12 protein-coding genes are annotated in these 12,319 nt (G+C 73.5%); 6 read left to right on the top strand and 6 right to left on the bottom strand.

Going from position 1 to position 12,319, the window contains the following annotated elements; translation table 11 throughout:
* Positions 1-429 precede the first annotated feature (429 nt).
* The 3 genes from lnt to O7627_RS17475 all read left to right on the top strand — a co-directional run bounded on the left by lnt (position 430) and on the right by O7627_RS17475 (position 3,744).
* Positions 430-2,199 (top strand): apolipoprotein N-acyltransferase, encoded by a 1,770-nt coding sequence (lnt, locus tag O7627_RS17485; protein WP_278098310.1) that lies wholly within the window; start codon positions 430-432, stop codon positions 2,197-2,199.
* Between the two features lie 178 nt (positions 2,200-2,377).
* Entirely contained in the window at positions 2,378-3,148 is a 771-nt protein-coding gene (locus O7627_RS17480) for a polyprenol monophosphomannose synthase (protein ID WP_278098309.1), read from the top strand.
* A gap of 62 nt (positions 3,149-3,210) precedes the next feature.
* A complete protein-coding gene (locus O7627_RS17475; RefSeq protein WP_278094586.1) occupies positions 3,211-3,744 on the top strand; it encodes an FxsA family protein in 534 nt (177 codons plus the stop codon).
* 154 nt (positions 3,745-3,898) lie between these two features.
* On the opposite strand, the gene O7627_RS17470 is transcribed toward O7627_RS17475, so the two are convergent.
* Both O7627_RS17470 and O7627_RS17465 read right to left on the bottom strand, forming a co-directional pair.
* On the bottom strand, positions 3,899-4,240 hold the full coding sequence (locus O7627_RS17470) for an RNA polymerase-binding protein RbpA (RefSeq protein ID WP_278094585.1): 342 nt from the start codon (positions 4,238-4,240) through the stop codon (positions 3,899-3,901).
* A gap of 183 nt (positions 4,241-4,423) precedes the next feature.
* On the bottom strand, positions 4,424-5,632 hold the full coding sequence (locus O7627_RS17465; RefSeq protein ID WP_278094584.1) for a hypothetical protein: 1,209 nt from the start codon (positions 5,630-5,632) through the stop codon (positions 4,424-4,426).
* 282 nt (positions 5,633-5,914) lie between these two features.
* On the opposite strand from O7627_RS17465, the gene O7627_RS17460 reads away from it, so the two are divergent.
* Together O7627_RS17460 and O7627_RS17455 are read left to right on the top strand one after the other, a co-directional pair.
* Positions 5,915-6,916 (top strand): TerC family protein, encoded by a 1,002-nt coding sequence (locus tag O7627_RS17460; RefSeq protein WP_278094583.1) that lies wholly within the window; start codon positions 5,915-5,917, stop codon positions 6,914-6,916.
* Between the two features lie 355 nt (positions 6,917-7,271).
* Positions 7,272-7,640 carry a MarR family winged helix-turn-helix transcriptional regulator gene (locus O7627_RS17455; RefSeq protein WP_278094582.1) on the top strand — a complete coding sequence of 123 codons (369 nt, stop codon included), beginning with the start codon at positions 7,272-7,274 and terminating at the stop codon, positions 7,638-7,640.
* A gap of 35 nt (positions 7,641-7,675) precedes the next feature.
* Here the strand turns inward: O7627_RS17455 and O7627_RS17450 are convergent, their stop codons facing one another.
* Positions 7,676-8,101, bottom strand: a complete 426-nt coding sequence (locus tag O7627_RS17450) for an Hsp20/alpha crystallin family protein (RefSeq protein ID WP_278094581.1) — start codon at positions 8,099-8,101, stop codon at positions 7,676-7,678.
* Between the two features lie 133 nt (positions 8,102-8,234).
* The gene (locus tag O7627_RS17445) at positions 8,235-8,939 is read right to left on the bottom strand and encodes a MerR family transcriptional regulator (RefSeq protein ID WP_278094580.1); all 705 of its coding nucleotides are present in this window, start codon (positions 8,937-8,939) and stop codon (positions 8,235-8,237) included.
* An 83-nt stretch (positions 8,940-9,022) separates the two neighbouring features.
* On the opposite strand from O7627_RS17445, the gene O7627_RS17440 reads away from it, so the two are divergent.
* Positions 9,023-10,609, top strand: coding sequence for a DUF6194 family protein (locus O7627_RS17440; RefSeq protein WP_278094579.1), 1,587 nt, complete (start codon positions 9,023-9,025; stop codon positions 10,607-10,609).
* A gap of 38 nt (positions 10,610-10,647) precedes the next feature.
* On the opposite strand, the gene O7627_RS17435 is transcribed toward O7627_RS17440, so the two are convergent.
* Together O7627_RS17435 and O7627_RS17430 are read right to left on the bottom strand one after the other, a co-directional pair.
* Positions 10,648-11,283, bottom strand: coding sequence for an MFS transporter (locus O7627_RS17435; RefSeq protein WP_278094578.1), 636 nt, complete (start codon positions 11,281-11,283; stop codon positions 10,648-10,650).
* Entirely contained in the window at positions 11,265-12,242 is a 978-nt protein-coding gene (locus O7627_RS17430) for an MFS transporter (RefSeq protein WP_278094577.1), read from the bottom strand. Before O7627_RS17430 ends, O7627_RS17435 begins: the two co-directional genes overlap by 19 nt.
* Between the last annotated feature and the right edge of the window lie 77 nt (positions 12,243-12,319).

Genomic DNA, 12,319 nt, shown 5'->3' with positions numbered 1-12,319 from the left:
CGGTTGACAGGAACCGGGGGGCAGCACGTACCGTCTTTGAGTCCTACCACGGGAAGCGGCTGTTGTTCACTTCGCCCCTTCGCCCGCTGGCCGAGCGACATGATTCGTCGCGGCGGCCAGGTCCAGCGGGCGGGGGTCGGCGGGGCGACGCGAACCGGTCGCGGTTACCGGTGTATAGGCAGGGGGGTCGGCGCGGCCAGTAGACAACGGCCCGACGGGGACATCCAGTCCGCGTCTGGTCGGTCCGAAGGTCGTGCGGGTCGGTTCTGTCGCACCGGCCGGGAGGGGCCTGGGAGCATCGGGGCGCGGCCAGTGGCCGCGCCCCGATTTTCGTGCCGGTAGCCTTCGCCGGGTGGATCTCGTGCCGGTCGCCGCCGATGTGGTGACGCGGCCGCGGCGGCGGAGGGCAGCGGTGAGACGCGGGTGACGATGGTGGACAGGGCCGGGGAACCGCCGGTGCCGGAGGTGGCCGTGGTGCCGGCCGGCCGGGGCGGCGCGGCGGTGCCGCTCGTGGTGGCGGTCGGGTTGGCGGTGGCGGCCGGTGCGGCGCTGCTGGCGGCGTTCCCGCCGGTCGGGTTGTGGTGGTTGGCGCCGGTGGGGGTGGCGCTGCTGGCCGCCGCCGCGCACCGGCGGCGGGTGCGGGCCGGGTTCGGGTTGGGTGCGCTGGCCGGGTTGGTGCTGTTCCTGCCGCTGTTGAGCTGGACCAACCTGCACACCGGTGATCTGCCGTGGCTGTTGCTGTCCGGGTTGCAGGCGGCCTATCTGGGGCTGCTCGGGGCGGCCACTGCCGTGGTCGGCCCGCTGGTGGACCGGTTCCGGTGGAGTTGGCCGGTGCTGACCGGGTTGCTGTGGGTGGCGCAGGAGGCGCTGCGGGACCGGACGCCGTTCGGAGGGTTCCCGTGGGGGCGGTTGGCGTTCAGCCAGGACGACTCGCCGGTGCTGCGGTTGGCGGCGCTGGGCGGCGCCCCGCTGGTGACGTTCGCGGTGGCGCTGGTCGGCGGGTGCCTGGTCGCCGCTTTGTGGCCGGCGGTGGCGGTGGTGTGGCCGGCGGCGACGTCACGCCCGCACCAGACCAGGCCGGTCGACGAGACAGCGCCCGTCGACGAGACAGCGCCAGGTGGTGGGACGCCGGTTGGTGGGTTCCCGGGTCGGTGGTCGGTGGCGGGGCCGGCGGTCGCGGCGGTGGCGGTGGGTGCGGTGGGGCTGCTGGTGCCGGTGGGCGGCGGCGGGTCCGGGCCGGCGGTGACGGTGGCGATCGTGCAGGGCAACGTGCCCCGGATGGGGCTGGACTTCAACGCCCAGCGGCGGGCCGTGCTGGACAACCACGTCGACGCGACGATCGGGCTGGCGGCGGAGGTGGCCGCCGGTCGGGCCGACGCGCCGGACCTGGTGGTCTGGCCGGAGAACTCCAGCGACATCGACCCGCTGCGCAACGCCGACGCGGGCGCCCGGATCACCGCCGCCGCCGACGCGATCGGCGTACCGATCCTGGTCGGCACGGTGCTGCGCGGCCCGGGGGAGGGCGAGGTCCGCAACGCGGGGCTGCTGTGGCGGCCGGGCACCGGCCCGGACCAGGAGCAGTTGTACGTCAAGCGGCACCCGGTGCCGTTCGCGGAGTACGTGCCGCTGCGGGGGATCGCCCGGATGGTCAGCAAGGAGGTCGACCGGGTGCGGTCGGACTTCGTGCCCGGTGACCGCCCCGGGGTGATCCGGACCGCGGGGATCGTGGTGGGTGACGTGATCTGCTTCGAGGTCGCCTACGACGAGGTGGTCCGCGACACCGTGACCGGCGGGGCGCAGCTGCTGGTGGTGCAGACCAACAACGCCACCTTCAACGTCGCCGAGGCCCGCCAGCAGTTGGCGATGGTGCGGCTGCGGGCGGTCGAGCACGGCCGGCCGGCGTTGATGGCCTCGACGGTCGGGGTGTCCGGGTTCGTTACCCCCGATGGGCGGGTAAGCGGCGCCACCGGGTTCAACACCGCGGCGGTGGTGACCCGGCGGATCGAGCCGGGTGACGGCCGTACGGTCGCGACCCGGGTGGGGTTGTGGCCCGAGGTGGCGCTGGTGGCGTTGGCGGTGGCGGCGCTGGTCGCGGCCGGCGTGCTGCGCCGCCGCCGGGGCGCCGGCGCCGCGTCGACGCCCGCCGCGGCCGGGACACCGCCGGCCGGTGCGGCGGGTGCGGCCGCGGACACGACGTGAGGGGCAGGAGGCGTTGCGGGTGGATGACGAGGCGTTCCCGGCTGACCGCGATCCGGTCCGACCGGCGACCACCGGGCCGACCGGTCGCGTCGCCGAGCCGGTGCTGGCCGACGTCGGCCTCGACGTGGACGTCGAGGCCGCCCTGCTCGCCGACGACGAGCCGCTGCGGGTCGGTGACCTGGTCCAGACCGGCTATCCGGGCCTCGGGCGGGTGCTGGTGGTGATCCCCACCTACAACGAAGCGGACAACCTGCGTCCCATCGTCGAGCGCCTGCGGCGGGCGGTGCCGGTGGTGGAGGTGCTGGTCGCCGACGACAACTCCCCGGACGGCACCGGGGCGCTGGCCGACCTGATGGCGGCCGAGGACGGCCAGGTGCACGTGCTGCACCGGCCCGGCAAGCAGGGCCTCGGCGCGGCGTACCTGGCCGGGTTCGGGTGGGCCCGCGAGCACGGGTACGCCGCCGTGGTCGAGATGGACGCCGACGGGTCGCACGCCCCGGAGGAGCTGCCCCGGCTGCTGGACGCCGCCCGCGACGCCGACGTGGTGATCGGCTCCCGGTGGACGGCCGGCGGTCAGGTGGTGAACTGGCCCTGGCACCGGCAGTTGCTCTCCCGCGGCGGCAACCTCTACACCCGGCTGGCGCTGGGGATGCCGGTCTCGGACGCGACCGGCGGGTTCCGGGTGTTGCGGGTCGACGCCCTCGACCGGCTGGACCTCGGCTCGGTGCGGTCGCAGGGCTACTCGTTCCAGGTGGAGCTATGCTGGCGGGCGCACCGGGCGGGGCTTCGCACCGCCGAGGTGCCGATCACCTTCGCGGAGCGGGAGCGGGGCGCCAGCAAGATGAGCCCGGTGATCGTCGGTGAGGCGTTGTGGCGGGTCACCCGCTGGTGTGTGCAGGATCGGCGGCCGTCGGCGTGGTCGGGCGACGACCGGATGCGGTGGCCGTGACGGCGAACGTGTCATGCTTGATGCGCGCAGTGGTCGAAGCGGGCATCGGGAGATGAGGTGACATGCGCCGAGGCTGGAGACTGGTGCCGCTGGCACTTCTGCTCATGACGGTGCTGGAGATCAGCGCGTTCGCGCTGGTCGGCCGCGCCATCGGCTTCGGCTGGACGGTGCTGCTGATTCTGGCCGCGTCGGTGGCGGGGCTGCTGTTGCTGCGCCGGGAGGGGATGCGTGCCTGGCGGGGTTTCCGGTCGGCCGCCGAGGCCGGTCGGCCGCCCGGCGCGCAGGTCACCGATGGCCTGATCGGGCTGCTGGCGGGTCTGCTGCTGGCGATGCCGGGCCTGGTCAGCGGCGTGCTGGGCCTGCTGTTGACGGTGCCGCCGGTGCGTCGGCTGGCTCGCCGGCGGGCGCAGGTCGCCGCCGAGCGGCGGGTCTCGGCGGCGGTGGCCGGCGACCTGTTCGGTCCCCGGCGGGTCCGGGTGCGCCGCGGCGAGTCACAACCGGCGCAGCCGCCACCGACCGGGCCGGCGCAGCCGAGCGACGCCGAGCCGGGGGCTGCCATCGAAGGCGAGATCGTCGAACCGCGCCGCACCACCTGACCGCCGGGCGCCGCACCGCCGCGCCGGGCCCGACTGGCCGCAGGTCAGGTGTGACGGCCGGACATGGCAGGCCCGGAGGCCGCGTCTGGAAACGGGAGGCCGCCCCTGCCGCGCGGGGGCGGTGGGGGCGGCCGTGGTGGTCGGTTGGCTGCGGTCAGGCGCGGCCGCGCCGGGTGCGTACCTCTTCGAGCCGCTCGGCGAGAATGTCCTCCAGCTCGGCGATGGAGCGCCGCTCCAGCAGCATGTCCCAGTGGGTCCGCGGCGGCTTGGCCTTCTTCTGCTCCGGCTCGCTGCCGTCGACCAGCCGCGCGACGCTGCCGTCGAACTTGCACTCCCAGGTCATCGGCACCTCCGCGTCGACGGCGAACGGCACCTCGAACTGGTGTCCCTTGGCGCAGAGGTACTCGCGGGTCTGACGTGGGGCAAGCTCCGTGTTGCGGTCGGACTCGTAGCTGACTGCTCCCAGACGGCTGCCGCGCAGCATGCGCTCGCCCATGTTCGGCTTTCCCCTCGGTCGTGGTGCTGGTCTTGTGCTGTGGTGGTGTGGGTGGTTGCTATCGGTGGATCTCTTATTGGCGTAACGACCTGAGCCGGGTGGGCGATTCCCGCCGCCGGCCCGGAACCTACGTCCGATCAATCGCTCCGAGCGTAGCCGCCCGCGGCACCCGCCGCGGAAGGGTCACCCGGCGGATGGGCGAAAAGTGGCTGGCTGGGGGTTTTCGTCCGTGCCGGGTGGTGCGGCGGTGGGGCGGGCGCCGCCGAGGCTGGCCAGCGCGGCGGCCAGGTCGGTCACCTGGGCGGTGAGTCGACCGGCGCGTTCGGCGGCGGCCGCCCGGTCGGCGTCGGCGGCTGCCAGCCGTACCAGGAGCTCGGCGAGCCGGCCCTCGGCGGTGTCGGCCGCCGCCCGGGCGGCGGCCAGCTGGTCGCGGACCTCCCGCAGGTCGTCGTGGGCGCGGCGCAGGGCCTCGCGGTCGCGGTCCCGCTCGGCGGTAGCGGTCGCGGCCGCGGCGGTGGCGGCGTCGCGTTGCGCCTCGGCGCGGCGGGCGTCACGGGCGGACCCGGCCGCCTCGGCGCGGGCCTGATCCAGCTCGGCGCGGGCCTGATCCAGTGCCTCCCTCAGCCGCCGGGTCCGGTCGTCCAGGGTTTCCCGTAGCCGTCGGGCCTGGGCGACGGCCTCCTCGCCGGTGCGGGTGGCGCGGTGCGCGTCCTGGCGGGCGGCGTCGCGCTCACCGGTCAGGTCGACGATCTGGCGGTGGTCCACCTCGGCGCGGGCGCGCAGCGTGTCGGCCTCCCGCCGGGCCGCGTCGCGGTCGCGCTCGGCCTGCCCGCGCAGCGCGTCGGCGGTGCCGGCCGCGGCGCGGGCCTGGTCGCGGGCGGCGGTGGCGGCCTCGGCGGCCTGCCGGGCCTCGGCCGCGAGCTGCTCGGCGGCAGCCGCGTCGCGGCGGGCGGCGGCCCGCTGTTCGGTGGCGGTCTCGGCGGCCTGCCGGGCCACCCGCAGCGCGGCGGTGGCCGCCTCCGCCTCGGCGCGCGCCTCGTCCCGTTCGGCGTGGGCGGCGGCCACCTGCGCGGCGGTCTCGGCGCGGATCTGGCCGACCTGCCGTTCGACCCCGGCGGGGGACAGTTCGGCGTGCAGGGATTCGGTGAGCGACTCCACCACCTGGTCGAGCCGCTCGACCGCCTCCCAGGTCCGGGCGATCTGTCCGGGCAGGCCGGGTGCGTTGCGGTGCCGCATCCGGCTGTTGCGGGAGGCCCGCTGGCAGGCGCCGTCGTTGTCCCGGCAGTAGCGGAACGGCCGGCCGGCGCCGACCCGCTGGGGGACCGGTCGGCCGCAGTGGCCGCAGGGGCGGGTGTCGGGCGGGGGGTCGGTGACCGTTGGCTGGTTGTCCATCGCTGGCGAATTGTAGGGCGCGCGGCCCGGCGGTACGGCGGCCCAGGATCGCGTGGGCCGCGCAGAATCCCTTGACATGCGATCTGTGCTTCGTGAATACTTGGTCGTAGTTCGAGGGGGAGTACCCGACGATCCGCGCACCGCCGTCAGTACGGGCCCGGCCCATCCGGATCCCGGCGGTGCAGCCACCGGTGCGGTGGCCCGGGGAGACCTTCGTCCAGCAGCGCCGGGACAGGCCCACCGCCCTGTCCCGGCCCCGGACGAAAGGGTTCCCCCGCAGCGATGTCCGTCTCCTGGTGGATCTGGGCCGCTCTGATGCTGGCGATCGCGGCGATGCTGGCCGTCGATCTGTTCATGCACCGCGACAACCACGTCATCGACTTCCGCGAGGCCGCGATCTGGTCCGGAGTCTGGATCGCCGCCGGACTGCTGTTCGGCGTGATCCTCTGGGCGTGGCAGGGCGGTGACGTCGCCGGCACCTACTACGCCGGCTACCTGATCGAGAAGGCCCTGTCCGTCGACAACGTGTTCGTCTTCGCGATGATCTTCACCTACTTCGCCGTGCCCGCCGCCTTCCAACACAAGGTGCTGTTCTGGGGCGTGATCGGTGCGCTGGTATTCCGGCTGGTGTTCATCTTCGTCGGTGCCGAACTCCTCGAGACCTTCTTCTGGACCGCGTACCTGTTCGGCGCGTTCCTCGTCTACACCGGCTACAAGATGGCGTTCCGTCACGACGAGCAGACCCCGCCCGACCGCAACCCCGTCGTCCGCCTCGTGCGCAAGGTCATCCCGACCGACCCGGCCTACCACGGCGACAGGTTCTTCACCCGGATCAACGGCAGACGCGTCGCCACCATGCTGTTCGTGGTCCTGATCGCCGTCGAGACCACCGACCTGATCTTCGCCATCGACAGCGTCGCGGCGATCCTGGCCATCACCACCAGCACCTTCATCGTCTGGACCGCCAACGCGTTCGCCATCCTCGGCCTGCGCAGCCTGTACTTCTGCCTCGCCGGGCTGCTGCGCCGCTTCGTGCACCTGCACTACGGCCTGGCCGTCCTGCTGGCCTTCGCCGGCGTCAAGCTCATCCTCTCGGAGACCCCGGTCGGCAAACTGCCCATCCCGGTCACCCTCGGCGTGATCGTGGTGACGATCGCCGTGTCGATCGGGTGGAGCCTGCGCAGCACCCGTGGCACCACCGCTGACACCGACGCGCTCGACGCCGGGCACCCGGCCGGGACTTCGACCGACACCGCCTCCGACCTGCACCGACCTGCGCGGTAGCAGGAGATCCGGAAAGGAGCCCGGTGATGACGACGCCCCGACTGCCGCTGCCGACCGACCTAACGACCGCGGCGACCACCCTGGTCGGGGCGCCCTCTGGGGGGCGGTCATGGCTGTGGTCGCCCACGCCACCACCCGCGGCCGTCGCGACTTCGCCTCCCACCGGCGGCTCGCCGCCACCCGCTACCACCTCGGCGTCGGCGCCGAGCACGCCGCCGACGCCGACAGGTCCACGAGTACCCGACGCCCACCGCCGCCGTACACGTACTCACGAATCCTGATTCGCGGCTCACGTTTCGGGACGTGGGTGACGGATCTAGGATGTGGCTTTCGGGCCCTGCACAGGTGAAGAGTGATGGCGTCGTACCCCGAGTCCGAGCGGACGGATGTCGACAACAGCGGAGCACCGCCGACGACCGGCGGGAAGGGATGGACGTTCCTGACCAACCACGCCCACGTGCTGGTGAGCATCGCCCGCGACCCGACCGCCCGGCTGCGGGACGTGGCCATCGAGATCGGCATCACCGAACGCGCCGCGCAGGCCATCGTCGCCGACCTCGAATCGGCCGGTTATTTGCGACGCAGCCGGGTCGGACGCCGCAATCACTACACCGTCAACCCCGCTGGGCACTTCCGGCACCCCGCCGAGGCGGACCGACGCATCGGCGACCTGATCGCCCTGTTCACCGAGCGCCCGGCACCGGGCAACAGCCGTACGGGGTAGGCGCTGGGCCTACCCCGTCAAGTGCGCAACTCCTGTCAGGCGTTGATCTGGCGCTTCGCGTCGCCGGTCACGGTGACGGCCACCCGCCGCGGCTTGGCCCGCTCGGCGACCGGGATGCGCAGGGTCAGCACGCCGGCCTCGTAGCTGGCCTCCAGCTCCTCGGTGTCCAGGGTCTCGCCGAGGAAGAGTTGGCGGGAGAAGGCGCCCATCGGCCGCTCGGCCGCGACCAGTTCGACGGTGTCGCCGGTCGGGCGACGCCGCTCGGCCCGCACCGTCAGCACGTTGCGCTCCACCGTGCAGTCGATGCTGTCGGGGTCGACGCCGGGCAGGTCGAAGGCGGCGTAGAAGTAGTCGCCGTCCCGGTAGGCGTCCATGTGCATGACGGCCGGGCGGCTGGTGGTGCCGAAGAACTGCTCCGCGATGCGGTCGATCTCGCGGAACGGGTCGGTACGCATCAACATCGTCAATCCTCCCTGTGCGGGTGCCGGGTCGCGATCCTCAAGTTGAGTCTCGTCGACTCAAGTCCTAGTTCCTATTTACTACCGGACTCGGGCCGTCGTCAACTCCCCCGCCCCCGACACCCTGCGAACCGCGTCACACCCGCGCGGCACCCATCTCGCGGAAGGACAGGTAGTCGGCGAGGCGGGCGGATCCGGTCAGCATCGCCCGGCCGCGGGCCGTGATCCGCTCCCGCCAGTCATCGATCGAGTCCGCCAGCGGGCCGGGTCCACCGGCGGCGTGCACCTGCTCGATCACCGCCGCGATGTGGCGCAGCGGGTAGCCGCCGCGGCGCAGCAGATCGGCGAGTTCGGCGTCGCGCACGTCATCGGGGGAGTAGGAGCGCGCGGCGCCGGCCCGGGCCGGGGCCAGCACGCCGGCCCGTTCCCACTTGCGCAGCGTGGCCGGGGTCAGATCGAGCCGGTGGGCGAGCACCCCGATCGACACCGGCCGGTCCGGTCCCGGCGCGGCCGGGGCGGCGGCGAGCGCGAATGCGGCCGCCGCGACCCGCTCCACGGTCTGACGGTCGTGGTGCAGCCGCACGTGCGCGGCGTCGATCACCGCCAGCGCCGCCGGCAGGTCGTCGCGGAGCACCGACGTCATGACCTCACCGGCGGGGCGGTGACCGTACCCGGCGATGAGGGCGACGTAGGCGTGCAGCGCCCCCGCGTGATCATCGGTGTAGACCCGGTAACCGCTGGCCGTCCGTGCGGCGGGCGGGATCACCCCGGCCCGCTCGTAGTTGCGGACCGCCTGCGCCGACAGCCCGTGCCGCCGCGCCAGGTCGACGGGTCGGTACACCCCTGTTTGAGACTTCAAAGGTTGGTTCCGAGTCCCTCTTTGACCAAAGTTTCAACCGCTGGTTCAACGATACGGTTGAGGCCATGGCTTTTGACACCGCCCTGCGGTCCCTGATCTCCGCCCGCCGGCCGCGGCTGCTCGCGATCGGTGAGCCCTACCACGGCGAGCCGGCGTTCCCGCGCCTGCGCAACCGGATCCTGGAAACCCTGACCGGGTACGGCTTCCGGTCGATCGCGATCGAGTCGGACCGGGCCGCCGGCCTCGCGGTCGACGACTACGTGCGGGGCCGCCGCGACGAGGTGGACCTGACCACCGGCATCAGCCACGGCTGGGGCGCCCACCCCGCCACCGGCGAGCTTGTCGACTGGTTACGCGACCACAACGCGACGCTGCCGCCCGCCGACCGCGTCGCCTTCCACGGCTTCGACGCGCCCACCGAGATCACCGGCGCTCCCAGCCCCGGCCCGATCCTGCGCGAACTGCGCGACTACCTCGGCGTGCCGGCACCCGACCTGGACCACCTGGTCGGCGACGAGACCCGCTGGACCGCCCCGGAGATCATGGTCGACGCGACGCGCTCCCCGGGCCGGTCACCGGAGGCCGCCGCGCTGCGCGGCCTCGCCGAGGACCTGAAGACCCAGCTGTACGCCGACGCGCCCCGCCTGATCGCCGACACCTCCACGCACTGCTGGCACCGGGCCCGGGTGCTCGCCACCACGGCCGTCGGCCTGCTCGCCTACCACGCCGCGATGGCCGAGCCGGGCACCCGGTCGCAGCGGGTCGGCCGCCTGCTCGCGGTGCGGGACGCGCTGATGGCGCAGAACCTGCTCGACATCGTCGCCGGCGAGCGCGACCGTGGGCCGACCCTGGTCTTCGCACACAACGCGCACCTGCAGCGGCAGCCGAGCTGGTGGTCCAGCCACTGGGACGGTGAGGACCTGTCCGCCCAGTGGAACGGCGCCGGCTCGATCGTGTCGTCGCTGCTCGGGAAGCAGTACGTGTACGTGGCCGGCAGCCTCGGCGCCAGCGGCCCGGTCGGCCTCGGCCGGCCGGAACCCGGCACCTACGAGGAGCGGCTCGGCCCGGAGACCGGGATCTTCCCCCCGCCGCCCGCGGACGACGCCCGCGCCCGGGTGGTCGACCTGCTCGGGCACTTCCCGCTGGACAGCGCGACGGTCGACACCTGCGACGCGATCCTGCACATCGGCTACGAGCCGGGAGCGGCGGACGCGGCCCGGATCGCCGGGCTGCCCGGGGTGACCGAGACCCGGGTCGAGGCGGGCTCCGACCTACCGCCCTACACCTGGGGCGACCGGTTCTTCTTCGCCGGCGAGGACCGCCGGTGGCCGTTCGCCACCATCGTCCTGCACGACGTGCCGGACTTCGACGAGCGGTCCCGCCTGGCCGAGCCCGGCCGGTATCGACTCAACATCGAGGTGGGGCGGGCCGAGTTCCGCAACCTGTTCGGCTACGGCCCGGAGGAGTTCGCCGCGCACAGCGGGGGGATCGACTTCGCGGCGCCGGACCGGCTGGTGCCGCATCCGGCCTACGCGGTGCAGGGCTGGGTGAGCGTGGTCAACCCCGGTCCGGACACCGCGGCCGAGGTGGAGCGGCTGCTGACCCTGGCCCGGTCCCGCAGCGCCGCCCGGGAGCACCGCAGGCGGGAATGACCCGGCGGTGCTCCGCGGGACTGGGCTGCCGGGCGGCGTCACCCGGCGATGGCGTCGCTTGTCGAGTTCGACGCGGTCGCCGGTGTGGTGGGCCTGGTGCGCCGAGGACCCCGGGCCAGGACGTAGCCGAAGAGGATCGTCATCACGGCGACCCCTGCCCACATGGCCTGTTGCCAGCCCTCGACGAACGACTCCTGGGCGGCCCGGATGAGCGCGGGTGCCTGGCTGCCGGCAGTGTCGGCGGTGGCGATGGCGGTGGCGATCCCTTCGCGGGCGGTGTCGGCGGTGTCGGTGGGCACCGTGTCGAGGCGGGGGGTGATGGCGTTGCGGTAGCCCGCGGTCAGCACCGCTCCGAGGAGGGCGACGCCGAGTGCGGTGCCGAATTCCCGGGTGACGTCGTTGAGGGCGGACGCGACGCCTTGACGTTCGCGGGGCAGGGCGGAGGTGATGGCCTCGGTGGAGGGGGTCTGGGTGAGGCCCATGCCGAGCCCCATGGCGAGCATGCCGGGCAGGACCGTCAGGTAGCCCCCGTCGACGGAGACCAGGGTGGCCAGCAACGCCAGGCCGGCGCCACCGAGCAGGATCCCGGCTGCCATCGTCGCGCGGGCTCCCGCCTGGTCGGCCACGCGGGGGGCGAGTCCGGCGGCGAGCATCATCATCGCTGCCATCGGCATGAGCGCGAGGGTGGCGCGCGCAGTCCGGACCAGCCGAGGACCGCCTGGAAGTAGGGGAACAGCACAACGAAGATCCCGGCCTGGACACCGAACAGTGCCAGCAGCACCAGCGAGCCGCTGGCGAGGCGCCGGTCCCGGAACAGCCGCACGTCGAGCAGGGGTGCCGCCCGGCGTAGTTCCCAGGCCACGAACCCGATGCCGGCGGCGACGCCGACCAGCAGGCTGACCAGGGTGACCGGTGCGGTCCAGCCGTGGATCGGGCCTTCGTGCAGGACGTAGATGAGCGCGACCACGGCGATCACCGACGTCAGCGACCCGACCAGGTCGAACCGGTGCCGCGACTGCTCGCGGGAGTTCGGGACGGCCCGCAGAGCCAGGCCGGTGGCCGCGGCCACGAGCAGGACAGGCAGGAGGAACAGCCACCGCCAGTTCGCCCAGTCGACGAGCACCGCGGACAGGTACATGCCGAGGATGCCACCGCCGGCGGCGACGCCGGTCCAGACGCCGATGGCTTTGGAACGTTCCTCGTCGGGGAACGTCGAGGTGATGACGGCCAGGGTGACCGGCATGATCATCGCGGCGCCGACCCCCGCGAGCAGCCGGGCGGCGATCATCATCCCGGATGAGGTGGCCAGTCCCGCCGCAGCGCTCGCCACACCGAACATGGCCAGGCCGACGAGCAGGATCGGTTTGCGACCCACCCGGTCGCCGAGGGCGCCGAGGGGGAGCAGCAGCGCCGCCAGCGTCAGGGTGTAGACGTTGATCATCCAGAGGACGGTGCTCTGTGACGCGCCGAGGGCGACGGCGACCTGCGGCTGGGCGACGTTGAGGCCGGAGACCGAGGCGATGACCGCCATCAGGGCGATACACACCGCGATCAGGATCGCGCGGCGCCGGCGCGGGTCGTGGATCGTGGCGTCGGGGACGCGCACGGTCCGGAAGCTGTCTGGGGTGGGCATGTGCGGGTCCTTCCGAAGGGCGCGGTGGGGTACGGCACCGGGGAACGGACCTCGGTCCCGGCGTCGCGGAGAAGATG

The organism is Solwaraspora sp. WMMD1047, assembly GCF_029626155.1.
In the GTDB taxonomy this organism is placed as follows: Bacteria; Actinomycetota; Actinomycetes; order Mycobacteriales; family Micromonosporaceae; genus WMMD1047.
The sequence above is the reverse complement of the archived record's forward strand: the minus strand, read 5'-3'. Positions and strand labels throughout refer to the sequence as shown.

Bases quoted from the DNA above. Each gene is read 5' to 3' on its own strand.
- lnt (WP_278098310.1), top strand. From the start codon at position 430: ATGGTGGACAGGGCCGGGGAACCGCCGGTGCCGGAGGTGGCCGTGGTG.
- O7627_RS17475 (WP_278094586.1), top strand. From the start codon at position 3,211: ATGCGCCGAGGCTGGAGACTGGTGCCGCTGGCACTTCTGCTCATGACG.
- O7627_RS17470 (WP_278094585.1), bottom strand. From the start codon at position 4,240: ATGGGCGAGCGCATGCTGCGCGGCAGCCGTCTGGGAGCAGTCAGCTAC.
- O7627_RS17465 (WP_278094584.1), bottom strand. From the start codon at position 5,632: ATGGACAACCAGCCAACGGTCACCGACCCCCCGCCCGACACCCGCCCC.
- O7627_RS17460 (WP_278094583.1), top strand. From the start codon at position 5,915: ATGTCCGTCTCCTGGTGGATCTGGGCCGCTCTGATGCTGGCGATCGCG.
- O7627_RS17455 (WP_278094582.1), top strand. From the start codon at position 7,272: ATGGCGTCGTACCCCGAGTCCGAGCGGACGGATGTCGACAACAGCGGA.
- O7627_RS17450 (WP_278094581.1), bottom strand. From the start codon at position 8,101: ATGTTGATGCGTACCGACCCGTTCCGCGAGATCGACCGCATCGCGGAG.
- O7627_RS17440 (WP_278094579.1), top strand. From the start codon at position 9,023: ATGGCTTTTGACACCGCCCTGCGGTCCCTGATCTCCGCCCGCCGGCCG.
- O7627_RS17435 (WP_278094578.1), bottom strand. From the start codon at position 11,283: ATGCCGATGGCAGCGATGATGATGCTCGCCGCCGGACTCGCCCCCCGC.
- O7627_RS17430 (WP_278094577.1), bottom strand. From the start codon at position 12,242: ATGCCCACCCCAGACAGCTTCCGGACCGTGCGCGTCCCCGACGCCACG.